Source organism: Ferrovibrio sp. (genome assembly GCF_025869515.1).
Classification (GTDB): Bacteria; Pseudomonadota; Alphaproteobacteria; order Ferrovibrionales; family Ferrovibrionaceae; genus Ferrovibrio.
In genome coordinates, this window is the sequence record NZ_JAOZVR010000093.1 from 50,937 (window position 1) to 77,062 (window position 26,126).

The window sequence follows — 26,126 nt, forward strand, 5'->3', positions numbered from 1 at the left end:
ATGAACAAGGTCATCCTGTCCGGAATTTTCGCCATCGGCGCCGCCTTTGCCGCCCTGCCGTGGCTCGGCGTCCCTGCCTTCTGGGAATCCTTCCTCTACCTGCTGTTCCACTGGATCATCCTGGCCGTGTCGTGGAACATCCTCTCAGGCTACACCGGCTACTTCTCTTTCGGACATGGCGCCTTTTTCGGTGCCGGCATCTACGGCTCGGCCTATCTGGCCGGCACCATCGGTTGGCCTTTTCTGGCCACGCTGCCGGCGGCCATCCTGGTTGCCGCAGCGCTTGGCGTCGGCCTTGGTGCCGTGGTGTTCCGTGTGGCCCGTGTGCGCGGCGAACTGTTTGCGCTGCTGACGCTGGCGATCACCTTTGTACTGGCCACCATCATCCTGAACACCAAGATTGACGGTGGCCCCGGCATTTATCTTATCGGCGTCGATATCCCCAAACTCGGTCCGTCGCAGTCAGCCTCGATCTATATGATGGGGCTGGTTGCCGCCGTTGTGACACTGGCGATTTCCTACATTATCTATGCGTCGAAATTCGGCACCGGGCTTTTCGCGATCCATGACGACGAGGATGTCGCCGAGGTCATGGGCGTGCCGACCTATCGCTACAAGCTTTATGCACTGGCGATCTCCTGCGGCCTCGCCGGTCTGGCCGGCGGCATTCATGCCGTGTTCATCTCCTATGTGACGGTCTCGGAGACCTTTTCCATTGCCGTGCCACTCTCGGTCGTGCTGATGAGCATTCTCGGCGGCAGCCGGCACTGGATCGGGCCGGCAGTTGGCGCCGTCTTCATCACCTGCCTGCTGTATTTCTTCACCTCCGGCGACTATGCCGTGTTTGGCCGCGCCATGGTCGGTCTGATCCTGGTTATCGTCATCTTGTTCATGCCGTCCGGCGTGCTGGGTATGATTGCCCAGTGGTGGCGTGGCCGGACCAGACCTGCCGCAGCCGTTTCACCGCCTGTGCATGAAGCGGCACCGACGGCAGCCATCGTCAGGCTAGCCGCCAAGCCGGCGCCTTCCACAGACGTGCTGCTGCAGGTGCGTGGGCTGACCAAGGCCTTCGCCGGCCTGCGCGCGGTCGATAATGTGACGCTGGAGGTGCGTAAGGGCGAAATTCTCGGCCTGATCGGGCCGAACGGTTCCGGCAAGTCCACTTTCATCAATCTGGTCAGCGGTCATTTCAAGCCGACGGCCGGCGAGATCATTTTCGAGGGACAGAATCTGGCCGGTCTGGATGCCCACCGCTTCGCCCAGGCCGGCATCGCGCGCACCTACCAGATTCCACGCCCCTTCAGCCAGATGACCGTGCTGGAAAATGTTGCCATGGTTGCCATGTTTGGCGGCGCGGGGATGAGCCGGACCGAGGCATTGCAGGCGGCAGAGGAGTTTATCGCCTTTGCCGGTCTCTCCCAGCGCGCCCATGCGCTGCCCGACGACCTGAACCTGCATCAGCGCAAATTCCTGGAGCTGGCACGTGCGCTGGCGGCACGGCCGAGGCTGCTGATGCTCGATGAAGTGTTGTCCGGCCTGACGCCGAGCGAGATCAACGAAGCCATCGAGATGATCCAGCGCATCCGTGACCGTGGCACCACGATCATTTTCGTCGAGCATGTGATGCGCGCCGTCATGGCGTTGACCGACCGTATCGTCGTGCTGAATTACGGCGCCATGATCGCCCAGGGTAATGCCACCGATGTGATGAATGAAGACAGCGTGAAAGCGGCCTATCTGGGGAAAGCTCATGCTTGAGGTCGGCAACCTGAAGGTCGCCTATGGTGCGGCGCCGGCCCTGTGGGATGTCAGCATCAGCGTCGGCACTGGCGAGCTGGTCTGTGTCGTCGGGCCCAACGGTGCCGGCAAGACGACGCTGATCAACACGCTGGCCGGCCTCAGCCGCGCATCCTTAGGCAGTATCGTCTTCCATGGCGCTGACATTACCCGCATCGCACCGCATAAATTCTGCCAGGCCGGTATTGCCATCGTGCCGGAAAGCCGCCGGCTTTTTGCCGGCATGACGGTGCTGGAGAATCTGGAACTTGGCAGCTATTTGCCGGCGGCCAGGGCGCATCGGCGCGAGACCCTGGAGCAGGTCTGCGCGCTGTTCCCCGCCGTGCGCCAGAAGCTGCCGATGCTGGCCGGCTCGCTGTCGGGCGGTCAGCAGCAGATGGTGGCGATCGGCCGGGCGCTGATGGCGCGTCCTAAACTGCTGCTGCTCGATGAACCCTCTCTGGGCCTGGCGCCCTCGATCGTGATGGACATGTTCGATGCCATTCAACGCATCAACGCCGACGGCCTGTCAGTGCTACTGGTCGAGCAGAATGTCAGCATGGCGATGAGTATAGCGAAGCGCGCTTATGTGCTGGAAGAAGGCCGCATCACCATGGACGGGTTGGCGCATGATCTGGTGCGTCGCCCGGAAATCCGGAAGGCCTATCTCGGTCTGGATTAAGTCCGGCCGCTTCGATTGCTACGGAGTATCCGTGGCGCGTCGTTCCTGTTCCGCGATATTCCTGAAAGCCCGTGCTGCTGGCGAAAGCTCGTAGCCCTTCTTGGTATAGATCTGGAAGCTGCGCAGAACGACCGGATTGGCAATGTCGATGAAGATGGCGCCGAACAGGCGGCCGAAGGGGGCCGCATAGCCCGGCGCTGCCGTGACTCCCATGCCCTGGCCGACCAGGGCCAGGGCGGTCGGCAGGTAGCGCACCTGGGTGGTACGCCGCAGATGCACCGACATGCCGGACCAGACGGTACGCTCGAGATGGCCGCTGAAGGCATCGGAATACAGAATCCAGTCGGCATCGGCGACATCGGCCCAGTCGAGACTGGCGCGTTGTGCCAGCGGGCTGACAGTCGTGCAGACGCATTGCATCCTTTCCTGCCACAGCAGATCGGCCTGTACGTCGTCCGGCGTCGGTCGTTCCGGACCGATGCCGATCTCCGCCTCACCCTGCCGCACGGTTTCGACCACGCGGTCGGCCGTGGTGTCGATCATCTTCAGGGCGACATCGGGATACAGCGCCCGATACTGCGCCATCACCGGCGGCAGCCAGGAACAGGCCAGCATCTGCGGCACCGCCAGCCGCAGGGTGCCGCGACGCAGGGCGCGCAGGTCGGCGGCGCCGTCGATCACCTCACGCAGGTCGCCGAGGATACGTTCGGCAATCGGCAGCAGCTGCCGGCCGGTTTCCGTCAGCTGCACGCTGCGTTTCACCCGGTCGAACAGGGCCAGCCCGATATCGGTTTCCAGCTGGCGGACCAGCATGCTGACCGCCGACTGGGTCAAATTCATGCGGCGGGCGGCCAATGTGAAACTGCTGGTCTGGGCGACATCGCAGAAGGCGCGGAGCTGCCTCAGGGTGATGTTCATCAGTTTTCCTTATGGAAATAGCAATATTATTCATTTGTATGATGGCTGGCGCGCGCTGACAATCCCATCAGAACGGTGTCGGGTCCGAACGGCACGCTCGGGGGATTGGCATGCATATTGCGGTTATCGGTACCGGTATTGTCGGGGCGTGCTCGGCAGCGTGGTTGCAGCGCGATGGCCATCAGGTGACCTTTATCGACCCCCGCGAGGCGGGCGAAGCCTGCTCGTTCGGCAATGCCGGCTCGCTGTCGCCCAGTGCCTGCCTGCCGGTCGGGATGCCGGGTATGTGGAAACGGGTGCCGAAATGGCTGCTCGATCCCGAGGGGCCGCTGACCATCCGCCCGGCCCATCTGCCGGCGGTGCTGCCCTGGCTGATCCGCTTTCTGCGCGCCTCAAGCCGCGAGGAAGTCGCGCGCATCGCCGCCGCCATGCGCGGCCTGCTCAAGCCGGTCTTCGAGGCCTATGAACCATTGCTGCAGCGCGCGGGCGCCACCAGCCTCGTGCGCCATACCGGCTGCCTCTATGTCTATTCCTCGCGTGGGGCGGCCAACCAGTGGAAATGGGGCATGGATCTGCGCCGCAGCCTCGGCGTCGAACTGCGCGATATCGACAGCGACGAACTGGCCGAGATGGAACCCGACCTGAAGGGCCGCTTCCGCTTCGGCCATTACGCCCCCGATAACGGATCGGCGGCCGATCCGTCCGCGCTGGTGAAGGCGATCTACGGTCAGTCGCTGCGCGATGGCGCCACCCATCTGAAGCAGGCGGTGACGGACATGGACATCGCCGGCGGCGTGGTGAAGGCGCTCCGGCTGGATGATGGATCAATCCTTGATGTCGACGGTGTGGTGATCGCAGCCGGCGCCTGGTCGGCCGGGCTGGCACACCGGGTCGGTGCGCGCGTGCCGCTGGAAACCCAGCGCGGCTATCATGTCACGGTGGCGAGTTCGAATCTGCAGCTCAGCCGCACCGTGATGGCCACCGAATACAACATGATGGTCAACCCGATGGCGATGGGCCTGCGTCTGGCCGGCACCGTGGAACTGGCCGGCCTGAAGGCGCCGCCGCGTTATGCGCGCGCCGAGGCCCTGCTGAAAAAGGGCAAGGAGCTGTTTCCGCATCTCGACACCAGCAAGACGAGCCTGTGGATGGGGCATCGTCCCTGTCTGCCCGACAGCATGCCGGTGATCGGGCGCGCACCGCGCGTGGAGAATGCCTGGCTTGGCTTCGGCCATGGCCATGTCGGCATGTGCGGCGGCGCCACCACCGGCCGCGAGATCGCCAACCTTGTTGCCGGTCGGGCGCCGGAGATTGATCTGTCGCCGTTCCGACCGGACCGGTTCAGCTAGGAGGGCAGGGGTGAACGCAGCCGTATCATGGTCGATCGGCATCGATGTCGGCGGCACCTATGTGGATGTCGTTGCTGTCGATGGCGCCGGCGGATATCGGCGGCAGAAAATCCCGCGCATTGATAGCGATCCGGCAGTGTCCGTACTCGCGGCGCTTGACGATTCCCTGCAGGCCATGGCGATTGCGCCCGCGGCGATTACGCAGGTGGCACATGGCTCTACCCTGGTCACCAACATGTTGCTGGAGCGCCGGGCACCACCGATAGCTGTTGTCACCAATCGTGGTTTTTCCGACCTGCTGCTGATCGGCCGGCAGAACCGGGCGGATCTGTATACCCTGACACCCGCACCGCAGACGCCAAAGGACCTGTTTCCGGATGCGCTGAGGTTCGAGATCGCCGGCCGTTGCGATGCGAGCGGCACGGAAGTCGAACCGCTCGACCCTGCCGCACTCACCGAGCTGGCCAACAGGATTGCCGCGAGCGGCGCGGCGGCGGTGGCAGTCTGCCTGCTGCACTCTATCCGCAATCCCGCACATGAAATGGCGGTCGGCGAGGCGCTGGAGGCGGCGAAGCCTGACCTGTTCGTCTCCCTGTCGCATCAGGTCGATGTCGCGCCTGGCGAATATGAGCGCTTTCTTGCCACTGCACTCGACGCCTATGTGAAGCCTTCGACCCGGCATTATCTCGATGCCCTGGCGGCAGGCCTGCTGGCGCGTGGCCTGCCGGAACCCGCGATTGTAACCTCCGATGCCGGACTGCGGTCGCCGGCTGCGGTGGCAGCCAACCCGCTTAGTTTGGCGCTGGCCGGCCCGGCCGCGGCAATGAGCGGTTTTCATCTGCATGGCATCGGCAGGCATGAAGAGCCTGTGACCTGCATCTCGGTGGAGACCGGCGGAACCACGACCGATATCGGCCTGATCGAGCAGGGCAGTGTCGTCTGCGGCCGCAAGGTCGAGATCGGTGGCCTGTCCATCAGCCTGCGCGCGACGGATATCCTGTCAGTGCCGGTTGGCGGCGGGAGTGTGGTGCAGATCAATCAGGCCGGCGCCCTGCGACTCGGTCCGCAGTCGATGGGCAGCCTGCCCGGCCCCGCTGCCTATGGTCGTGGCGGTACATTACCGACACTGACCGATGCGCTGGTGGTGCTGGGCCGCCTGCCTGCAACACTCGCCGGCGGACTCGCGCTCGATACGGCCGCGGCACGCCGGGTGATGGGCGACATTGCCGAGACGCTGGGCTGCGATGTCGTGGCTGCTGCAACCGCCGTGGTCGCCGCGGCTGCGACGACAATTGCCGAAGGCGTGAAGGCGCACGCCTATCGTCACGGCATAGATCCGACCGGCGTCCGGCTGATCGCCGGCGGCGGTGGCGGTGCCCAGCATGCTGCCGAAGTCGCGGAGCTGCTGGGCAGCGACAGCGTACTGATCCCCGCAGATTCCGGCATGGTGTCCGCGTTGGGCTGTCTTGCCGCTCCTGAGAGTGCAGCATCGGAATGCGCCCTCGACCTTGCGCTGAGCGATGCCGCCTGGCCGGCACTGATGAAGGCCGTGCAGGCCATTGCGGTCCAGGCCGATCCGGATACTGCCATCGCGTGGTCGCTCGAAGCCGTTTATCAGGGGCAATCTGCGGCACTGGAATTCCCCTTTCATCTCGATCGCGACGACGCGGTTACGCTGGCGCGGCGGTTCGATCAGGTCCATGAACGGATACGCGGTCATGCTTTTGCACGGACTGCGCGGTTGTTGCGTCTTCGCGGACAGTGGGTGAAGCGTCCTGCCGTGCTGCAGAAAACCGTCGGCGCGGAGACTTTGGTAACGGCCGGAGAGTCCGACCGGATCGGCCCAGTGGCCATTTTCACCGAAACCACCAGCCTCTGGATTCCTGCCGGCTGGTTCTGCCGCCAGGAGGCCGATGGCACCCTGGAGATGCGGCATACCCGCGAGCCGGAAACCCATCGGCACAAGCTGAAAGGCGCGGCATGACTGTCCGCCTGCCTTCCGCCCTTATGCCGCGGCTTGAGCCGGTGCGCCTGACACTGCAGGCCGCTGCCGACCGTATGCAGGACAGCCTGATCGGCGGCGCCTATTCGGCCATTGCACGCGAGGCCGGCGATGGTGCTGCCGCATTGTTTTTACCCGACGGCCGTCTGCTGGTGCAGGCGCGCTCGCTGCCGCTGCTGCTGGGATCGTTGATTCCCGCCGTCGAAGCCGTGCTGAAACAGTTTTCAGCTGCCGCCATGCGCGAGGGCGAGGGCTATCTGCTGAACGACCCGTTCATGGGCGGCACGCATCTGCCGGATTTGACGCTGGTGCGTCCGGTTTTCCTGCGCGATATCCTGATCGGCTTTACCGCGGCGAGCCTGCATCACCAGGATGTTGGTGGTATCACGCCGGGGTCGATCCCGCCGCATGCCACCTCGATCTTCCAGGAAGGCCTGCGCCTGCCGCCGGTGCAGTCGCATCGCGACGACCGGCTCGATCCGGTACTGAAGGTTCTGTTCGAGGCCAACAGCCGCACGCCGGACCTGTTGCTCGGCGACCTGTCCTCGCAATGGTCGGCGACATCGATGGGCGGCCGCGAGTTGCAGCAGCTGGCGATTCGCGAGGGTGAGTATTTTCCGGTTCTGTGCAATGCGCTGATTGATCAGACCGAGATTCTGACTCGCCAGGCGCTGCTGTCCTGTCCGGATGGCATTGCCAGCTGGAAGGATGCGCTGGACAGCGATGGTGTCGGCGACGAACCCGTGCCAATCCGTGTCACGCTGGAAAAGCGCGGCGACCGTCTGCGCATCGACTTCACCGGCTCGGCACCGCAGACGCGCGGACCGGTCAATGCCGCGCCGGCTGCCGTGCTGTCGGCAGCGTTGTATTTCATGCGCAGCCTGGTACCGGATGCCCCCAACAATGCCGGCTGCCTGCTGCCGCTGGATCTCCTGCTGCCCGAGGGCAGCGTGGTCAATCCGCGCTGGCCGGCGGCAGTGAATGCGCGCACCGGCACGGTGAAGCTGGCCTGCAACGCGATCATTGGCGCCTGGAGCAGGATTGCACCGGATACGGCCGTGGCGGCCAATGCCGGTGTCGCTGCCGTCATTGCCTTTGCCGGCAAAAGCGCGGACGGCCGGGATTTTGCCCTGACCGAAGTGGTGGCCAGCGGCGCCGGCGCCCATGCCGGCGGCGATGGTACTTCTGGGGTTTCCACCGATGTGAGTAACGCGCGCAACACGCCGATCGAAATTGTCGAGGCCCGTACGCCCATTCGCATCGAGCATTATGGTTTTGCCACCGATTCCGGCGGCGGCGGACGCCATCGCGGCGGTGACGGCCTGCGCCGGGTTTACCGTCTCGCAGATGGCAGCGGCACCGTATCCTATCGTGGCGAGCGACACCGACTTGCCGCGCGCGGCGCGGCCGGCGGCGCAGCCGGCGCAGTATCGCGTGCCTGGATTGAGCGCGCCGATGGCCGCATCGAGGCGCTGGGCGCAAAGGCCCAATTCGAATGGCAAGCCGGAGACCGGCTGCATGTGGAGACCGCCGGTGCGGGAGGGTGGGGAGAGTCCGAGTAACAACTGCGACTGCGACAATGATAGGAGACTGAGATGACCGGGGTGTTTTATCGAAATGTGTTGAAGGGGGTGGCGGGCCTGATGGTCGCCGCGGGTGTGACGCTGGTGTCTGCAACGCCGGCTCTGGCACAGGCGTATCCGTCCAAGCCAGTAACTCTGATCGTGCCGTTCGCGGCCGGCGGTTCAACCGACCTGCTGGCGCGCCAGATCGGTGCCAAGATTTCCGGTCCACTGGGGCAGCCGGTGGTCGTCGAGAATCGCGGCGGCGCCGGCGGTGCGCTGGGCGCCAATCTGGTCGCCAAGGCTGCACCGGATGGTTATACGCTGCTGATGGGAGTTTCAGGCTCCAATGCGATCAGCGCTGCCCTGCGTCCGGACCTGCCCTACGACCCGGTGAAGGAATTCGCACCGGTCAGCCTGGTGGTCAGCTCGCCGCTGGTTCTGGTGGTCAATGCCAGCAGCAGCTTCAAGTCGGTTCAGGATGTGATCACCCATGCCAGGGCCAAGCCCAGCACCTTCACGCATGGTTCGCCCGGTATCGGCACTTCGATGCATATGGCCGGTGAATTGTTCGGCCTGGAAGCCAAGGTCAAGCTGGAACACGTGCCCTACAAGGGCAGTGCTGCCGCCTTGCAGGATCTGCTTGGCGGCCAGATCGACAGCATGTTCGGTGATCTGCTCGTTGTGCTCGAGCATGTGAAATCCGGCCGGTTGCGCGCGCTCGGCGTCACGTCCCTGACCCGGCATCCGATGTTGCCGGATGTGCCGACCGTGTCCGAGGCGGGCTTGCCGAAATACGAAGCAATCTCCTGGCAGGGTGTTTTCGCCCCGGCCGGCATCCCGGAGCCGATCCTGGCGCGGCTGTATCAGGAAGTATCCAAGGCGCTCACGGGCGATGACCTGAAAACCTTCTTCACAGAACGCGGTTTCATGGTGGAAGCGCGCAAGCCGGCGGAGTCGAAGGCCTATGTCGCTGCCGAGGTGACGAAATGGAAGGCTGTGGTGCAGGCTGCCGGGATCAAGCCGGAATGATCGAGCATATCGGCGGGCCTGTCCTTCGCGGAGGACAGGCCCAATCCATCACATCCGTGATCCGCGTCGATGCGCCGTTGGTTTTCGTCGCCGGTCAGGTGCCGATGCTCAACGGCCAGCCGGCAGCACCGGATATCGCCGGCCAGACGCGCTACGTCATCGGCATGATCGAGGCCGAGCTGAAAAAAGCCGGCTGTGGCCTTGCCGATATCGTCAAGGTCACAGTCTGGCTCACCGACAAGGCCGACTATCCGGCCTTCAACGCGACCTATGCGGAAATCTTCGGAACCGAGCGGGCACCGACCCGGTCGACCGTGGTGTCCGGTCTCATTGCCCCGGTGCGGATCGAGATGGAGGTTATCGCGGCCGCGCAGCGATAGGTACCAGTGTCGCGTTTGTTTCTGAGATCGGGGCCGCGCAGCATCCGCATCCGTCCTCCTGATGGTTTGTGAAAGCGGTTCCTTGAAGCGCATCCTCATTATGCTTACCGGGGGGCAAATGAATATCAGGTCCGACGAAGCGATGGTGGCCGGAGGTATTCCCCCCAAGGCCGGCTTGATCTTTAAGTGGAATTTTCAGATTTCGCTTCTGGGGGCGGCGACATTCGGCCTGCGGATTTGTCCGCATACACCTTTTCGATTTGGACGAATAGGGATGTTCGATAGTCTATCGTACGTTGTCGTCCCATCAGATCGGCACCAGGCCAAACAAAAAAGGCAAATGGCAAGGTAAATTGGCCGCGCATCTACAACGAGGAGGTCGCGATGCGCCGCAAGCCAAATATCGACAAATACATTACTCTTTTACTGGGGTCTCTGGATGCCAGGGGCTTCTTTATCGAGCAGGATCCAGACCTGTCTCGCTGGCGGCGCTGCCTGGAGGGTATGCCTGGCATCGTTGGCATCAATCCCAGCTTCGATCCGGCCCATCACGATTTCGAAATCGGCGGCCCACAATATTGGCTGCGCCTGTCGACCATTCCAAATCACCCCGCGCACCAGATGCGGAAATCGAGTGAACTGGCAGCTGTCATCGCGTTTCGGGTAATTGAGACGGGCAGGGACGGCTGGACCGAGCTTTTGCGCAGCGGCAGACTATTCTCAGAGCGATTCGAGCCGCTCGGGGTACCGAAGATTCTGCAGCCGCGTGACTGCAATTGGACAGGACGGATTGGTCATCACGGTGGCCTTGTGGTCAGCGAGGCCTTTCGCAGTCAGAGGCTAGCTTATCTGCTCACCCATCTTGTCCGTGCGATCAGTATCAAGCGGTACGACGTCGACTATCATTGCGGGCTCGTTTACGAGAATCTTTATCGTAGCGGCATCCCGCTTCGTCCGGACGGTTACGGCTATACACGCGCCGATCTGGCAATGGATGGCTTTATTGCTGCTGTCGGCCGTACAGCCCGCATGTATACAACTCAGATCGACCGTATCGACATGTTAGCCCAGATAGAGGCCGGGCCATTGCCGCAACTGCTCGCCCCGGATGTTACGATGGCAGCTTAAATGTTAATGCGAGACGGCTGCGAGCGCCACACCTGGCGTGAGCGGCCGTATCAGCGTGACGACGTGCGAGACACTGCCGTCTTTTTCGAAGAATGGAAACATGGCGCGCTGGTAAACACGAACGCTCATGGAAACCTGAAAACAGGCCGGCAATTTTTCGGCCACGACTGCGGCATAGGTTTGTTCGGCAGCGATGCGGGCGGGTGCCTGGCGAATGGCGCCAAGGCAGAGATTGCTGGCATCTTCGCCATCGAGCACGAAGGGGTGGTGGTCGAAGTCGATAATGCGCCAGGCCATGACATTTTGTGGCGTCGTGTCGATGACATGGGCCGGGTCCGGGCTGAAAAGGCGGCGCATATCGGCAGTGAAAGACAGGGCGGCGCCTGCCGCACTGTCGCGACACCACAGTGTTTCGGCGAAGCTGAATTTACCATCATTCAAACGGGCTGTGGGCAGGGGAATGCGATCGACGCGGACAAGGGCGTGATCGCTGGGGATGAATATGGGCTCGGCAGTCATGCCGGCAGTCTGTCGAACGCGCCTGCAGAACACAATACTGAAGCTGGTCCCATCCGAGCCTATTGCTTCTTCCTGATCCGCTCGGCCAGGGCCGCGGCCCGCCCCAGGGCGGCTTCAAGGCTGGAACCGCCACCGGATTGCTGCACCGGATTGTCCGGTTGCCGGGCGACATAATATTGTATGAGCGTGTTGCGCTGCCGTGCCGTCAAAGGCAGGCCGAGTCTCTCAGCTTCTGTCAGAGCGAAGAGATCGGCATGTGCAAAACAGATCGCCTCGTTGTCGCGCTGCCTAAGCGTCTTGAGGATCAAAGTGATATATCGGTTTTCATCAGCAGGCAGGTCAGAGACTTCGATCACTGTTGCCGATTTTTCAGCCGCAATGCTTTGATCGGGCGAATCTGAGAGGGCCTGCAGGCAAGCTGCGCGTACTGCAGGTGAGGCAGCCTGGAAGAGGTCGAGCAACTGTACGGCGTCTTCGGCCGGCATGAAGTCTTCAGGAAGCTGAAGGGTCAGCTGCCCATTCTGATGCTGCACCGTAATGGCGGACATATGATCCATCCTATGGAGGGGTATCTAATATTCAGATTAGCCTGACCCGTAATCGGCGTCGATTGTGGGGAAATCTCGGCCGCCCGTCCCTGTGGCACTACGTGGCCGTGTTTTTTGTTGAGCGAAACAGCAGCCGTGGCAAAAAATGGTTGACCATTGCCCAATCCACCTATTGTATTATCAATGTAACAAATCAGAGTCGCCGGCGGTTGCCCCGCCGGCAGGACGCGGGATGCAGGCATGAGCCGGAGGAGCGAGGCGGTGGTGGACGAGCGGCTGCCGACGCCGCTGTATCATCAGATATTTCTGATCCTGCATGGCCAGATCGTCGAAGGCCGGCTGGTGGCCGGGGCGCAGGTGCCGGGCGAGGAGGAGCTGGCACGCCAGTTCAATGTCTCGCGCATCACTGCCCGTCGCGCTTTGGCCGAACTGGCCGCCGAAGGTATGGTTACCCGCAGCCGTGGGCGCGGCACGCATGTGACAGCGCGCGATCATGAGCCGCCGCCGGTGCATGGCGGGGTTGAAGGCCTGATCGAAAACCTCATGGCCATGGGACTGAAAACCCAGGTCACACTGCTGGATTTCGGTTACGAACCGGCGGCGCCGGATGTGGCTGCCGCATTGCAGGTGGCGCCCGGCGCCGAAGTGCAGCGCGCCGTACGTATCCGCTCGCTGGCCGACGGGCCATTCTCGCACCTCACCACCTATGTCCCGGCCGATATCGGCCGCAAATTCGGTCGCAAGGAAATGGCGCGCGAGCCGTTGCTCGGGCTGCTGGAGCGATCGGGTGTGGTGATCGGCAGTGCCGAACAGACGCTGTCAGCCACGCTGGCCGATACACGCGTGGCGCCGTTGCTGAAAACCTCGATCGGCGCGCCGCTCTTGCGCATCAGCCGCATTGTGCAGGACAGCCATGGCCGGCCGGTCGAATACATCATCGGGCTCTATCGTCCGGACCGCTATCAGTTTCGCATGAGCCTCGACCGCGTGCGCGGCGAGGATCGCAATACTTGGTCGGCCAGCGTGGCGCCGGCGACCGGGGAACCCAGCGCTGCGCCACGATCCAGAAACAGGGAGAAAAAGTGATGATCAAGACCCCACGTGTATCCCGCAGGCTTTTCCTGGCCGGTACGGCCGCTACCGCCGGCCTGGCCGGCTTCCCCGCCATCCTCAAGGCTCAGCCGCGCACCATCAAGGTCGGCATTCTGCACCCGGTGACCGGTCCGCTGGCGCCGTCGGGCCAGCAGTGCCGCCTCGGCGCCAAGCTGGCGATCGATACGATCAATGCCAATGGCGGCATCGCCTCGATGGGCGGCGCCAAGCTGGAACCGATCTATGCCGACGCGCAGTCCAAGCCCGATGTCGGTGCCGCCGAAGTCGAGAAGCTGAACGAGGCCGGCGCCACCGCCATCGTCGGGCCGTTTGCATCGGGCATCGCGCTGGCCACCACGCAGGCCGCCGCCAAGCATGGCATCCCGCATATCGTCGATGTCGGCGTGGTCGACCAGGTGGTCACCCGTGGACTGACCAATACCTTCCGCTTCGGTCCTGGCCTGAACAAGATCGTCGACAGCGCCATCGAAAACTTGGTCGCACTGAACACCCAGGCCGGCAAGCCGGCCAAGACCGTGATGATCGTGCACGAGGAATCTGCCTTCGGCGCAGGTATGGCCAAGACACTGAATGAGAAGCTGCCGAGCATGGGCTTCGAGGTGCTGGAGACCATCGCTCATGCCAACCCGACGCGCGATTTCAACAATATCGCGCTGAAGATCAAGGGTCGTAACCCGGATCTGCTGATTCCGTCGAATTACTACAACGAATTCGTGCTGCTGGCGCGTACCCTGCGGCAGCAGAAGATCCGCCCGAAGGCGATCTATGCCATCCTCGGCGGCGCGGCCTCGCAGTATCGTTTCGTGCAGGAATTCCCCGATGCGGCGGAATTCATCATGGACTGCAATCACTGGTTCGACCCGCGCAATCCGGTGGCGCTGGAACTGAAGAAGAAGGTGGAAGCCGAGAAGGCTTTCTTCTCCTATGAGGTGTTTCTGAACCACGAATGCGTGCGCCTGCTCGCCGATGCGCTGGAGCGTGCCAAATCGGCTGATCGCGCTGCCGTCACTCATGCGCTGGCGTCGTCGGGCTGGTCGAACCACTTCATGCCCTATGGCCCGACCCGCTTCGTTAACGGCCAGAATGAAGGCGCGGCTCCGGTTAACACCCAGATTCTGAACAAGGATATCAAGGTGATTTTTCCGAAGGATTTTGCCAACGCCAAGCCGGTCTTCCCGGCACCGAAGGCCTGATCCATCTGTCGTGGCGGGGCCGGTACGCCGGCTCCGCCGCAATTCTTCCAGCGTGACGCTATGCTTGAGTTATCGATCCTGTTGCCGGCGATCCTGAACGGGCTGACCACCGGCGCGATCTATGCCCTGATCGCGCTCGGTCTCACGCTGATCTACGGCGTCCTGCACATCATCAATTTCGCCCATGGCAGTCTGCTGATGTTGGCGCTGTATGGTGTGTTTTTCCTGCACAACCTGTTCGGCATCGACCCCTATCTGGCGCTGCCGGTTGCGGCCATTGCCCTGTTCGGCATCGGCTACGGCCTGCAGCGTTTCGTCATCGGCCACGCCAGCCATGGCAAGGACGAGAATATCCTGCTCGTCACACTGGGACTGTCGGTGGTCATCGAGAATCTGGCGCTTTATCTGTGGCGTTCGGATACACGCACGATCGAGACGCCGTATTCCTTCGAGGTTCTGGATTTCGGTGTCGCCTTCATTCCGGTGCCTAAAGTGGTTGCGTTTGTCGGGGCTCTGCTGGTCGCCGGTCTGCTCTGGCTGCTGATGACGCGCACGGATCTCGGCCGTGCCATCCGTGCACTGGCCAGGGAACGTCAGGGCGCCAAGCTGGTCGGCATCAATGTCGAGCATATCTTTGCCATGTCGTTCGGCATCGGCTGCGCTTGCCTGGGGATCGCTGCCTGCCTGCTGCTGCCCAGCTTCTATGTCAGCCCGCAGGTCGGCCATGCCTTCGTGCTGGTGGCATTCACCGTGGTGGTGCTCGGTGGCATGGGCAGTTTCGTCGGCGCCCTGCTCGGCGGCCTGATCATCGGCGTCACCGAAAGCCTCGGCGGACTGTTCCTTGGTGAAAGCCTGGGGCAACTCGGCATCTTCCTGATCTTTATTATCGTGCTGCTGTTCCGGCCCACCGGACTGCTGGGGCAGAGGACCTGAGTCGCATGCGTATCCTGATCGCGATCCTGGTCTTCTTCCTGGCTCTGCTGCCGCTGCCGCTGCTGATCCATTCCGACTTCTGGATCACCTGGCTGACGCTGGCGCTGTTTTATGCCTATCTCGGTCAGGCTTGGAACCTGCTGGGCGGTTATGGTGGGCAGTTCTCCTTCGGCCATGCGTTGTTCTTCGGCACTGGCGCCTATTGCACGGCGGTATTGCAGATCCAGTTCGGGGTCAACGCCTGGGGCGGTTTCGTGCTGGCAGCAGTGGCGGCCGGCATTGTCGGCGCCGGCACCGGTTGGCTGGTCTTCCGCTACGGCCTGCGCGGCTCGTATTTTGCCCTGGTGACGCTGGCCTTTGCCGAGGTCTTCCGTATCCTCGCCAATACCTTCTCCTTCACCGGCGCCGGTGTTGGTCTGCTGGTGCCGCTGCAGCCTGGCATTGCGCAGATGCAGTTCGAAACCAAGGCTGGATTCTTCTGGCTGCTGCTGCTGCTGGTCGTCGGCTGCCTGCTATTCACATGGTGGATGCAGAATGCCCGCTTCGGCGCCCGTCTGATGGCGGTGCGCGAGAACGAGGATGCCGCCCGCGCGCTGGGCGTCGATCCGTTTTCCACCAAGCTGCTGGCGATCACTGCATCCGGCGCTATCGCCGGTTCGGCCGGCGCAGTCTATGTGCAGCTGTTCCTTTATATCGACCCGAATATCGCCTATGGCCCTGCCATGTCGGTGGAGGCACTGCTGGTGCCGATCATCGGCGGACTGGGCACCATCTTCGGCCCGGTACTGGGCGCCTTTGCCCTGCATGCGATTGCCGAGATCGGCCAGCTGGTCTTCGGCGAGGCGCCCGGCCTCAATCTGGTTCTCTACGGTTTGCTGCTGGTTGTGATGGTGCTGTTCCTGCCCAATGGCCTTTTCGGGCTCGGTCGTGTGGGTTTCGGCAGCGGCGCACTACGCCGCCTGTTCAAGCGGAGCGCCCATGCTTGAGATCGTACAGCTCTCCAAACGCTTCGGCGGCCTGGTCGTAACCAACGATGTCAGTTTCACAGTGCAGTCCGGCAGTATTTCGGCCCTGATTGGGCCGAACGGCGCGGGCAAGACCACGATCTTCGCGCAGATTTCCGGCTTCCATCAGCCAGATGGCGGCGATATTCGCTTCGAGGGGCAGTCGATCATCGGGTTGACACCGGAGCGGATCTGCCTGCGCGGTATCGCTCGCACCTTCCAGATCGTGCAGCCTTTTGCCGGCCTGAATGTGCGCGAAAATATTGCTGTCGGCGCGCATCTGCACCGTGCCGGCCGCCGTGCCGCGCTGGAGCATGCCGAGAGCATCGCGCACCGCGTCGGCCTCGGAGCGCAACTCGACAAGCCGGCTGCGGCGCTGACCGTGGCTGGCCGCAAGCGGCTGGAACTGGCCAAGGCGCTTTCCACCGACCCCAAACTGCTGCTGCTCGACGAGGTGATGGCCGGGCTCAATCCGGCCGAAATCGACGAGATCATTCCGATCATCCGTGGCATCCGGCAATCCGGCGTTACCATCCTGCTGATCGAGCATGTCATGCGGGCAGTGATGAACCTGTCCGACCATACCTGGGTACTGAACAACGGCCGGCTGATTGCCAGTGGTACGCCGGCACAGATCGCCACCGACCCGCAGGTAATCGAGGCCTATCTCGGCCATGGCGCCGCCGCACGTATGCAGGCGCAGCGGACTGGAGTGCACCATGCTTGAAGTTCGGGATCTACAGGCCGGTTATGGCGAAGTGGCTGTGCTGCGCGGCGTCGATCTCGATGTGGCGAAGGGTGAGATTGTGGCATTGCTGGGCGCCAACGGTGCCGGCAAATCGACGCTGAACAACACACTCTCCGGCCTGTGCCGGCCAATGGCCGGGCAGATACGCTTCCTGGGCGAAGATATCGCCGGCGCCGGCTCCGACCGCATCGTCAGCGCCGGCCTGATTCAGGTGCCCGAGGGGCGCCGTGTGTTTCCGAATCTGAGCGTGAAGGAGAATCTGGAGCTCGGCAGTTACCGCCGTGGCCGGGCATCGCGCAACGCCAACCTGGAGCGGATCTATGGCGTGTTTCCGCGTCTGAAGGAACGCATCGACCAGTTTGCCGGCACATTGTCGGGTGGCGAGCAGCAGATGCTGGCCATCGGTCGCGGCCTGATGGCGGAACCGGAATTGCTGATCCTGGATGAGCCATCACTGGGTCTCTCCCCCTTGCTGGTCGAGGAGATGTTCAGTCTGATCCAGAAACTCAACCGCGACGGCCTGTCGATTCTACTGGTCGAGCAGAATGTGGTGCAGTCGCTGGCCATCGCCCATCGCGCATTTGTGCTGGAGCATGGCGTAATCGCCTTGTCGGGTGCCGCCGCCGACCTGTTGAACGATCCGGGGCTGAAAGCTTCGTATCTGGGGATATGACGATGACCCAGGCAATACCGATGACCCTTGCCGAGAAACTGGTGGCCCGCGCCGCCGGACGCGAGAGCGTGCGGCCGGGCGAGGTGGTCACGGCGAAAGTCGATCTGGCGATGATGCACGATTCCGGCGGGCCGCGCCGCGTAGCGCCGATGCTGGAACGCCTGCAGGCCAGACTGTGGGACCCTGACCGCGTGGTGGTGATTTCCGATCATTACGTGCCGGCGGTGGACGCGGAAAGCGCCGGCATCCTCGATCTCACCCGCAAATGGGTGAAGGCGGCGGGCGTGACGAATTTCCATGACATGCAGGGTATCTGCCATGTCGTGCTGCCCGAGCGCGGCCATCTGCGGCCCGGCCTGTTCGTAGTGGGCGGTGACAGCCATTCGCCGACCGGCGGCGCCTTCGGTACCTACATGTTCGGTGTCGGCGCCACCGAAATGTGCGGCGTGCTGGTCACCGGTGAGATCTGGCTTCGGGTGCCCGAAACCATCCTGCTGCACTGGACTGGCCGGCTGGCGCCCGGCGTCGTGGCCAAGGATATGATCCTGGCGATGTGCGCGAAGCTCGGCATGGATGGCGGCCGCTACCAGGCGATCCAGTATGCCGGCGATACCGTCGCCGGCCTAGCGATGCAGGAGCGCATGACGCTGAGCAACATGGCGGCCGAGCTTGGCGCCCAGACCGGCCTGATCGCGCCGGATACCGTGACGCGGGATTATCTGCTGGCCGCTGGCGTACCGGCCGGCGAGATCGAACTGGCCGCCTGGCAGGGCGATGCAGCAGCCGCTGCCGAACGGCATGATTTCGATGCGGCCACGCTGTCGCCCATGGTGGCGGCACCGCACAGTCCGGCCAACAGTGCTGCCGTCGGCGAACATGGAAATGTCAGCGTCGATCAGGCCTATATCGGCGCCTGCACCGGTGCCAAGATCAACGACCTGCGCATGGCCGCCGGCGTGCTGAAGGGCCGCAGGGTAGCGAGCGGCACGCGGCTGTTGATCGCGCCGGCCTCGGCCCGCACCACGGCAGAAGCCGCGGCGGATGGCACGCTGGCGGTACTGACCGAGGCCGGTGCCATCCTGCTGTCTTCGGGCTGCGGCGCCTGTGCCGGTTATGGTGCCGGCGTGCTGGCCGAGAACGAGACCTGCATTGCTTCCACTGCGCGCAACTTCAAGGGCCGCATGGGGGCGGGGTCGTCGAAGGTGTATCTCGGCTCACCCTATACTGTGGCGGCCTCTGCCGTTGCCGGCCGCATCGCCGATCCGCGTGAGTTCCTGGCATGAGCAGTGCCGCGAACAACGCCGGCCGGGTCTGGAAATTCGGCGACAATATCGACACCGATGTCCTGGCGCCCGGCCTCTATATGAAAAGCCCGCTCGCCGAACTGGCGCGGCATTGCCTCGAATCTGTCGAGCCGCGGTTTGCCAAAGAGGTGAAGCCGGGCGATATCGTGGTGGGCGGGCGGAATTTCGGCATGGGCTCGTCTCGCGAGCAGGCTGTGATGGCTTTGCGCGAACTTGGCGTCGCCGCCGTTGTGGCACCATCCTTTGCCGGCATCTTCTACCGCAACGCCCTCAATCTCGGCCTGCTGGCGCTGGTCTGTCCGGAGGCGGCACAGATCCGCACCGATGCGGTTCTGGCTGTCGATGCCACGGCTGCCACGCTGCGCGACCTCGAAACCGGCAAGATTTATGTCTGCGAGACCCTGCCGGCACACTTGCTGCAAATGATTGCCGACGGCGGCCTGCTGCCGCACCTGGAAAAGAAACTGAACGCTCAACGGTCAAAGGAGGCGCAGGCATGAGTCAGCTGCGCGAACGTCTGCATAGTGGCGATATCATTGTCGCGCCCGGAGTCTATGACGGCCTGAGCGCACTGGTGGCCAGCCAGGCTGGGTTCGAGGCGCTGTATCTGTCTGGTGCCAGTATTGCCTATACGCGCTTCGGCCGTTCCGACATCGGGCTGGTATCGATGACCGAAGTGGCAGATACGCTGGGGGCGATCCGTGAACGAGTCGATACGGCCATCATCGTCGATGCCGATACCGGATTCGGCAATGCGCTCAACGTGCAGCGCACCGTGCGCCTGTTCGAGCGCAATGGCGCCGCCGGCATCCAGATCGAGGATCAGGCCAGCCCGAAACGCTGCGGTCATCTGGATGGCAAGACGCTGGTTTCGCCGGCCGAGATGGTGGGCAAGATAAAGGCGGCGCTCGATGCGCGTCAGTCAACCGATACCCTGATTGTTGCCCGCACCGATGCCATCGCCGTGGAGGGCATCGGCCCGGCCATGGAGCGGGCGGACCGCTATATCGAAGCCGGCTGCGATGTGCTGTTTGTCGAAGCGCCGCAGAGCGTGGACGAGATGCGCAGCATCATCAACCGCTTCGGCAATCGCGTGCCGCTGCTGGCCAATATGGTGGAGGGCGGCAAGACGCCGCTGCTCTCGTCGGCCGAACTGGCCGAGATCGGCTATCGCCTGGTGATCTTCCCGGGTGGTCTGACCCGCGCATTGGCACATTGCATGACCGCCTATTTTGCCTCGCTGAAACAGGCCGGCAGCACGACGCCGTTCCGCGACCGCATGCTGGATTTTTCGGCGCTCAATGCCCTGATCGGCACGCCGGAACTGCTGGCCGAGGGCCGCAAATATGATCCCGCCCGGTACGAGGACCTGCCATGATCGATCCCATCACCCTGGCCGTGCTGAAAGGCCGGCTCGAACAGGTTGCCGACGAGATGGACGCGACCCTGTTTCGTTCGGCCTTCAATCCGATCATTGCCGAGGCGCATGATGCCAGCCATGGCCTCTATCATGCCGTCACCGGCGAAACCCTGATACAGGGCAAGTCCGGTCTGCCGATCTTCGTCGGCGCCATGGCCTTTGCCGTGAAGGCCGTGATCGACAAGGCGGTGCGCGACGGCGACCTGAAGGATGGCGACGTCTATATCTTCAACGACCCTTACGATGGCGGTACGCATTTAAGCGATTTCAAGCTGGTGCGACCGTTTTTTCGCAACGGCAAGGTCTTCTGTTATCTGGCTTCGGTCGGTCACTGGCACGATGTCGGCGGCAATGTGCCGGGCAATTACAACCCGGTCGCCACCGAATGCTTCCAGGAAGGCATGGTGATCCCACCGGTGAAGCTCTATGTCGCCGGCCAGCTGCGGCAGGATGTGGTAGATATCCTGCGCGCGAACACCCGTTTGCCCGACAGCCTCTATGGCGATATGAACGGCCAGGTGAACGCGCTGGACCTGGGCAGCAAACGCCTGCATGCGCTGCTGGACGAATATGGCGATGCCACCGTCGATGAAGCGCTGGCCGAGCTGAAAAAGCGTGCGGCGATCCAGTTCCGCAGTTTGCTGCGCGACCTGCCCGACGGGCGCTACGCCGCCGAGGACTTCTTAGATAATGACGGCATTCGCGACGAGGCCTTGCGCATCGGCCTGGAGGTGGTGATCGAGGGCGAGGCGCTGACGCTGGATTTCTCGCGCACCTCCGATGCCTGCGCCGGACCGGTGAATATCGCGCGCTCCACCGCGATTGCCGCCTGCTATGTCGCGATCAAGCATATCTTCCCAGATGTGCCGGCCAATTCCGGCGTACTGGAGCCGGTGACATTCATTATCCCGGAAACCAGCCTGATCAGCGTGAAAGCACCCAAGCCGGTCGGCGGTTACACCGAGACAATCCTGCGTGTCATCGATGTGATCTTCGAGGCCTTTGCCCAGATCGCGCCCGACCGTGTCAACGGGTGCGCCTATGGCACCATCAACGCACTGTCGCTGGCCGGTCACCGCAGGGACGGGCGGCGCTGGGTGATGTTCAGCTTCTTCGGCGGCGGGCATGGCGGTCATCCGCAAGGCGACGGCCTGAATCATGGCAATGCGCCGATCTCGATGGCGACGATCCCGCCGCTGGAAATCCTCGAAGCCGCTTACCCGGTGATGTTCACCGAATGGAGCCTGCGACCGGATAGCGGTGGTGCCGGTCGCAATCGCGGCGGGCTTGGTGCTGTTTATGAAATCGAGCTGCTGGAAGAAGAGGCTGACCTTTTCCTGTTCGGCGAGCGCGGCAAATACGCCCCGGCCGGCGTGCTGGGCGGCCATGCCGCGCTGCGTAACCGCTTCGTCTATCCGAAAGATGGCAAGCTGGTGGAACCCGGGATGGTGTCCAAACTGCACGATGCCAAACTGAAGAAGGGCGATCGCATCCGTCTGGAAACGCCGGGCGGCGGCGGCTACGGCCCGCCGGCCGAGCGCAAGGCGGAGAAAATCGCCGAAGACCTGCGCCTGGGTTATGTCACCAAAGAGGGTGCCACCCGCGATTACGGCCGTAAAGCCAAGGAGGCCGCAGAATGACCAACCAGAGCAGCATCCCGCGCTACGCCGTTGGCGTCGATGTCGGCGGCACATTCACCGATGTATTTTTCCTCGATGAGGCACAGGGGCGCATCGATATCGCCAAGGTGCCATCCACGCGCGGCGACCAGGCGACAGGCTTTATCGAAGGTCTGCGCAGCAAAGCCGAGCCGAAGCAGATCGCCACCGTTGTGCATGGTACCACGGTGGGCACTAATGCATTGCTGGAGCGCAAAGGGGCCCGCACTGGAATTATAACCACGCGTGGTTTCCGCGACGTGCTGGAGATGCGGCGCCGCGACCGGCCCAGCACCTGGGGATTATGGGGCCAGTTCGTGCCGGTGGTGCCGCGCGACCTGCGGCTGGAAGTGGGCGAACGCGTGCTGGCCGACGGTACGATCCGTCAGGCGGTCGACCCGGCCGAAGTGAAACAGGCGGCGCAGGAGCTGCTGGCACACGGCGCCGAGGCCGTTGCCATCATTTTTATCAACGCCTATGCCAATGCGGAAAACGAGCGGGTGGCGCTGACGGCACTCCGCGAAGTCTGGCCGAATGACTATGTCACCGCCTCATCCGACATCCTGCCTGAAATCCGCGAGTTCGAGCGCACCTCCACGGCGGCACTGAATGCCTATCTGCAGCCGCCGGTGGGGAGCTATCTGCGCAAGCTGGAAAGCCGGCTGCAGGGCGACGGTTTCACCGGCCAGTTCCTGATCGTGCAGTCGAATGGCGGCGTGATGAGCGTGGACAGCGCCGCGAGTCGCCCGGTGCGCACCGCGCTGTCGGGTCCGGCGGCCGGCGTGATCGCCTGCCAGCATATCGCGGTGGCGGCCGGTTTCCCCAATGTCGTGACCTGCGATATGGGCGGCACCAGTTTCGACGTCTCGCTCATCGCCGGAGGCGAGCCGGCGATGAGCGCACAGACCGCCATCGATTTCGGCATGGTGGTGCGCGCACCGATGATCGAGATCACCACCATCGGTGCCGGTGGCGGTTCGATTGCCTGGATCGACCGTGGTGGCATCCTGCAGATCGGTCCGGAAAGCGCCGGCTCCGATCCAGGCCCGGTGGCCTATGGCCTGGGCAGCGACCGGCCGACCGTGACGGATGCCAATGTGGTGATGGGCCGCATTGATGCCGAGCGACCGATCGGTGGCAAGCTGAAGCGGCTGGATGTCGAAGCGGCCAGGGAGGCTATCCGCAAGCATATCGCGGAGCCGTTAGACCTCGATGTGATGGCGGCAGCCGAAGCCATCATCAAGGTGGCGAATTCACGTATGGCCGGCGCGATCCGTCTGGTTTCCATCGAACGCGGCCACAACCCGCGCGACTTTGCTGCGATGCCGTTCGGCGGCGGTGGTGCGCTGCATGTCGGCGCATTGATCAAGGAAGTCGGTCTGGCTTCGGCGCTGGTGCCGCGCTTCCCCGGTGTCACCTCGGCGCTGGGCTGCGTGATCGCCGATATGCGGCATGATTTCGTCCGCACGGTGAACCGCACGCTGGACGATACCGATCCAGTCATTCTGGATGCCGCCATCGCCGAGGCGGCGGGTGAGGGCGGGCGCCTGCTCGATCAGGCCGGCATCGCCTTCGAGGGGCGCGCCATCTCGGTCGAGCTCGATATGTCCTATCTGGGCCAGACCCATACCGTCGCTGTGCCGCTGTCGGGTGATTTTTCTGTGCCGGTGAATCTGACCCGCGAGGGTATCAAGGCCGCCTTCGAGACTGCTTATGCCGCCGCTTTCGGCCGCGTGCTGGACAGGATCGGCATCCGCGTGCTGAACCTGCGCGTCGCCGCCATCGGCAAGCGCAAGAAATTCGACCTCGCCCTGCTGGCACCACCGACGGAGGGCACGGTGGAGGCGGCGAAGCGCACCACGCGCCAGGTCTGGCTTGAGGGTGCCTGGCACGAGGCTGGCATCTATCGTCGGCTGGACCTGCCGCTCGGCGCGGTGATCCCGGGTCCGGCGATCCTGGAACAGTCCGACACCACCATCCTGATCGAACCCGACCTGGTGGGCGAGGTGGACCGGTTCGGCAACCTGGTGGTGAAGCGGAAAGCGATATGAGCAGCACGAGACTTGATCTGAAGCACACGGCCCTGTTGATCGTCGACCTGCAGAACGATTTCCTGCATGCCGATGGCGCCTATGCGCGTGGCGGCGCCAACCTGCCCGGCGCCGCCGCCTTGATCGCCAACATGAAGGCGGTGACCGACGCGATGCGCGCGGCCGGCGGCTGGATCGTGTCGACGCAGTTTACGCTTGTGCCCGGCCGCGGTGGCGAACCGCTGATCAGTCCGCATCTGCAACAGCTGCGCCCTTTCCTGCGCAAGGGCGACTTCCAGCCCGGCGCCTGGGGCCATGGCCTGATCGACGAACTGGCACCGGCTGACTTCACGGTGGAGAAGGTGGCTTATTCCGCCTTCTACATGACGCGACTTGAATTCGTGCTGCGCAAGGTCGGCATCGATACCCTGCTGATTGGCGGTATTGTCACCAATGGCGGCGTCGCCAGCACGCTGCGCGACGCCCATGTGCGCGACTTTCACGCCTTGCTGCTGACCGACGGCTGCGCCGCCTTCAGCAAGGAGGCCCATGAGGCGAGCCTTTCCTCGTTAGGCACCATCGCGCCGAAGCTGACCTGCGCCGAGGTCGTGGCGGCGATCCGCGCCACATGAGCAAGGTCCTGCCTGCGGCGGGCCTGGATTTCCCGCTCTCGGTTCCGGTTCTGGTGATCGGCGGCGGCGCCTGTGGACTTACGGCAGCACTGACCGCTCATGATGCCGGCGCCGAGGTGCTGGTGCTGGAGCGCGATCCGTCCCCCAGCGGCTCGACCGCCATGTCGTCGGGCATGATTCCCGCGGCTGGCACGGCGCTGCAGGCGGTGCGCGGTGTGCAGGACACACCGGCGATCATGACGGCGGATATCCAGGCCAAGGCACATGGAGAGAATGACCCGGCCATGGTGGCGGCAGTCTGCGCGGCATCCGGTCCCACGGTGGATTGGCTGGTGCAGCAGCATGGTGTGCCGCTCACACTGGTGGAAGGCTTTCTCTATCCCGGCCATAGCCGGCCGCGCATGCATGCACCGGCTTCGCGCAGCGGGGCCGATCTGATCGGCGGCCTGCTGGCGGCAACCAATACCGCCGGCATCGACATTGTCTGCAATGCAACGGTGACGACATTGTTTGCCGATCCGGACAGCCGTGTGCGTGGCGTTGAGCTGGCGCGACCCGATGGCGCGACCGAGCGTATCGGTTGCGACACGCTGGTGCTGGCTTGTTCGGGCTTCGGCGGTAATAGCGATCTGGTAACGCGTCACATCCCGGAACTCGCCGGTGCGCAGTATTACGGCCACACCGGTAATCGCGGCGATGCTCTGCTGTGGGGTGAACAGCTCGGCGCCAGCGTACAGCATCTCGGCGCTTATCAGGGTCATGGCTCGCTGGCCATGCCGCATGCCATCCTGATCACTTGGGCCCTGATGATGGAAGGCGGCTTCCAGGTTAATGCGCACGGTGAGCGGTTTTCCTGCGAGCATGACGGCTATTCCGAACAGGCGATGCGCGTGATTGCGCAGCCCGGCGGCGTAGTATGGAACATCTATGATGCCCGCCTGCACAGGCTCGGCCTCGATTTTGAGGATTATCGCGAGGCTGTCAGCGGTGGCGCGATCAAAAGCGCTGACAGCATAGAGGCGCTCGCCGCTGAATGCGGCCTGCCGCCACAGGCGCTGGCAGCGACACTGGCGAAAACCCGTGCGCTGGCCGCAGCTCAGGGCCAGGACCGTTTCGGCCGCGATTTCACCGCCAGACCGACACTGGAAGCGCCATTGTATGCGGTGAAGGTGACCGGCGCGCTGTTTCACACCCAGGGTGGCCTCGCCATCGATACAGAGGCCGCTGTGCTGCGCAGAGACGGAACGCGGCTGCCGAACCTGTTTGCCGGCGGTGGCGCAGCCTGCGGCCTCTCGGGGCGCGGACGTGACGGGTATCTCTCTGGCAATGGCCTGCTCACCGCCGTGGTGCTCGGCGCAAAGGCGGGCAGATCCGCCGCGGCACTTGCATTGTCATTGTCATCGCGTTGAGCCTTGTCGGTACCCTGCTTGACTGCTGTGAAAGCGTCAGCTGAAAATTCATTATACGATAAATTGTTCGATACCAAGTCGGCCTCCTATCGATCCTGACCGATGCAGCCGGG

At 63.4% G+C, this 26,126-nt stretch carries 24 protein-coding genes; 21 read left to right on the forward strand and 3 right to left on the reverse strand.

The window, feature by feature from the left end; translation table 11 throughout:
- Complete coding sequence (locus OJJ21_RS15675; protein ID WP_297687560.1) at nt 1-1,758, forward strand: branched-chain amino acid ABC transporter ATP-binding protein/permease; 1,758 nt, start codon at nt 1-3, stop codon at nt 1,756-1,758.
- A complete protein-coding gene (locus tag OJJ21_RS15680) occupies nt 1,751-2,458 on the forward strand; it encodes an ABC transporter ATP-binding protein (protein ID WP_297687562.1) in 708 nt (235 codons plus the stop codon). The genes OJJ21_RS15675 and OJJ21_RS15680 overlap by 8 nt, the downstream gene beginning before the upstream one ends.
- A gap of 18 nt (nt 2,459-2,476) precedes the next feature.
- Here the strand turns inward: OJJ21_RS15680 and OJJ21_RS15685 are convergent, their stop codons facing one another.
- On the reverse strand, nt 2,477-3,376 hold the full coding sequence (locus OJJ21_RS15685) for a LysR family transcriptional regulator (RefSeq protein ID WP_297687564.1): 900 nt from the start codon (nt 3,374-3,376) through the stop codon (nt 2,477-2,479).
- Between the two features lie 110 nt (nt 3,377-3,486).
- On the opposite strand from OJJ21_RS15685, the gene OJJ21_RS15690 reads away from it, so the two are divergent.
- The 6 genes from OJJ21_RS15690 to OJJ21_RS15715 all read left to right on the forward strand — a co-directional run bounded on the left by OJJ21_RS15690 (nt 3,487) and on the right by OJJ21_RS15715 (nt 10,829).
- Nucleotides 3,487-4,725 (forward strand): FAD-dependent oxidoreductase, encoded by a 1,239-nt coding sequence (locus OJJ21_RS15690; RefSeq protein ID WP_297687566.1) that lies wholly within the window; start codon nt 3,487-3,489, stop codon nt 4,723-4,725.
- A gap of 10 nt (nt 4,726-4,735) precedes the next feature.
- Nucleotides 4,736-6,709 carry a hydantoinase/oxoprolinase family protein gene (locus OJJ21_RS15695; protein ID WP_297687568.1) on the forward strand — a complete coding sequence of 658 codons (1,974 nt, stop codon included), beginning with the start codon at nt 4,736-4,738 and terminating at the stop codon, nt 6,707-6,709.
- Nucleotides 6,706-8,289 (forward strand): hydantoinase B/oxoprolinase family protein, encoded by a 1,584-nt coding sequence (locus tag OJJ21_RS15700; RefSeq protein ID WP_297687570.1) that lies wholly within the window; start codon nt 6,706-6,708, stop codon nt 8,287-8,289. The genes OJJ21_RS15695 and OJJ21_RS15700 overlap by 4 nt, the downstream gene beginning before the upstream one ends.
- Nucleotides 8,290-8,322: 33 nt before the next feature.
- On the forward strand, nt 8,323-9,321 hold the full coding sequence (locus OJJ21_RS15705; RefSeq protein ID WP_297687571.1) for a tripartite tricarboxylate transporter substrate binding protein: 999 nt from the start codon (nt 8,323-8,325) through the stop codon (nt 9,319-9,321).
- Entirely contained in the window at nt 9,318-9,701 is a 384-nt protein-coding gene (locus OJJ21_RS15710) for a RidA family protein (RefSeq protein ID WP_297687574.1), read from the forward strand. Before OJJ21_RS15705 ends, OJJ21_RS15710 begins: the two co-directional genes overlap by 4 nt.
- Before the next feature lie 384 nt (nt 9,702-10,085).
- Nucleotides 10,086-10,829, forward strand: coding sequence for a hypothetical protein (locus OJJ21_RS15715; RefSeq protein ID WP_297687576.1), 744 nt, complete (start codon nt 10,086-10,088; stop codon nt 10,827-10,829).
- A gap of 3 nt (nt 10,830-10,832) precedes the next feature.
- On the opposite strand, the gene OJJ21_RS15720 is transcribed toward OJJ21_RS15715, so the two are convergent.
- Both OJJ21_RS15720 and OJJ21_RS15725 read right to left on the reverse strand, forming a co-directional pair.
- Entirely contained in the window at nt 10,833-11,348 is a 516-nt protein-coding gene (locus tag OJJ21_RS15720) for a hypothetical protein (RefSeq protein WP_297687578.1), read from the reverse strand.
- Nucleotides 11,349-11,407: 59 nt separating this feature from the next.
- Nucleotides 11,408-11,896, reverse strand: a complete 489-nt coding sequence (locus tag OJJ21_RS15725; protein ID WP_297687580.1) for a hypothetical protein — start codon at nt 11,894-11,896, stop codon at nt 11,408-11,410.
- Nucleotides 11,897-12,136: 240 nt separating this feature from the next.
- Between OJJ21_RS15725 and OJJ21_RS15730 the strand changes: the two genes are divergently transcribed.
- Genes OJJ21_RS15730 through OJJ21_RS15790 form a run of 13 tightly spaced genes read left to right on the forward strand, consistent with a single transcriptional unit; the run spans nt 12,137 to nt 26,013 of the window.
- On the forward strand, nt 12,137-12,982 hold the full coding sequence (locus tag OJJ21_RS15730; protein ID WP_297687582.1) for a GntR family transcriptional regulator: 846 nt from the start codon (nt 12,137-12,139) through the stop codon (nt 12,980-12,982).
- Nucleotides 12,982-14,202 (forward strand): ABC transporter substrate-binding protein, encoded by a 1,221-nt coding sequence (locus OJJ21_RS15735; RefSeq protein WP_297687584.1) that lies wholly within the window; start codon nt 12,982-12,984, stop codon nt 14,200-14,202. The genes OJJ21_RS15730 and OJJ21_RS15735 overlap by 1 nt, the downstream gene beginning before the upstream one ends.
- Nucleotides 14,203-14,262: 60 nt before the next feature.
- On the forward strand, nt 14,263-15,135 hold the full coding sequence (locus OJJ21_RS15740) for a branched-chain amino acid ABC transporter permease (RefSeq protein ID WP_297687586.1): 873 nt from the start codon (nt 14,263-14,265) through the stop codon (nt 15,133-15,135).
- A gap of 5 nt (nt 15,136-15,140) precedes the next feature.
- Nucleotides 15,141-16,121: a branched-chain amino acid ABC transporter permease gene (locus tag OJJ21_RS15745; RefSeq protein WP_297687588.1), complete on the forward strand. Its 981-nt coding sequence runs from the start codon at nt 15,141-15,143 to the stop codon at nt 16,119-16,121.
- Nucleotides 16,114-16,866 (forward strand): ABC transporter ATP-binding protein, encoded by a 753-nt coding sequence (locus tag OJJ21_RS15750; protein ID WP_297687590.1) that lies wholly within the window; start codon nt 16,114-16,116, stop codon nt 16,864-16,866. The genes OJJ21_RS15745 and OJJ21_RS15750 overlap by 8 nt, the downstream gene beginning before the upstream one ends.
- Nucleotides 16,859-17,560, forward strand: a complete 702-nt coding sequence (locus tag OJJ21_RS15755) for an ABC transporter ATP-binding protein (protein ID WP_297687591.1) — start codon at nt 16,859-16,861, stop codon at nt 17,558-17,560. The genes OJJ21_RS15750 and OJJ21_RS15755 overlap by 8 nt, the downstream gene beginning before the upstream one ends.
- Before the next feature lie 2 nt (nt 17,561-17,562).
- On the forward strand, nt 17,563-18,843 hold the full coding sequence (locus OJJ21_RS15760) for a 3-isopropylmalate dehydratase large subunit (RefSeq protein WP_297687593.1): 1,281 nt from the start codon (nt 17,563-17,565) through the stop codon (nt 18,841-18,843).
- Nucleotides 18,840-19,364, forward strand: a complete 525-nt coding sequence (locus OJJ21_RS15765) for a 3-isopropylmalate dehydratase (RefSeq protein ID WP_297687595.1) — start codon at nt 18,840-18,842, stop codon at nt 19,362-19,364. Before OJJ21_RS15760 ends, OJJ21_RS15765 begins: the two co-directional genes overlap by 4 nt.
- A complete protein-coding gene (locus OJJ21_RS15770; protein WP_297687597.1) occupies nt 19,361-20,242 on the forward strand; it encodes an isocitrate lyase/PEP mutase family protein in 882 nt (293 codons plus the stop codon). Before OJJ21_RS15765 ends, OJJ21_RS15770 begins: the two co-directional genes overlap by 4 nt.
- Nucleotides 20,239-21,924, forward strand: a complete 1,686-nt coding sequence (locus tag OJJ21_RS15775) for a hydantoinase B/oxoprolinase family protein (RefSeq protein WP_297687599.1) — start codon at nt 20,239-20,241, stop codon at nt 21,922-21,924. Before OJJ21_RS15770 ends, OJJ21_RS15775 begins: the two co-directional genes overlap by 4 nt.
- Nucleotides 21,921-23,993 (forward strand): hydantoinase/oxoprolinase family protein, encoded by a 2,073-nt coding sequence (locus tag OJJ21_RS15780; RefSeq protein WP_297687601.1) that lies wholly within the window; start codon nt 21,921-21,923, stop codon nt 23,991-23,993. Before OJJ21_RS15775 ends, OJJ21_RS15780 begins: the two co-directional genes overlap by 4 nt.
- Complete coding sequence (locus OJJ21_RS15785) at nt 23,990-24,604, forward strand: cysteine hydrolase (RefSeq protein ID WP_297687603.1); 615 nt, start codon at nt 23,990-23,992, stop codon at nt 24,602-24,604. The genes OJJ21_RS15780 and OJJ21_RS15785 overlap by 4 nt, the downstream gene beginning before the upstream one ends.
- Complete coding sequence (locus OJJ21_RS15790; protein ID WP_297687605.1) at nt 24,601-26,013, forward strand: FAD-dependent oxidoreductase; 1,413 nt, start codon at nt 24,601-24,603, stop codon at nt 26,011-26,013. Before OJJ21_RS15785 ends, OJJ21_RS15790 begins: the two co-directional genes overlap by 4 nt.
- The last annotated feature ends 113 nt before the right edge of the window (nt 26,014-26,126 follow it).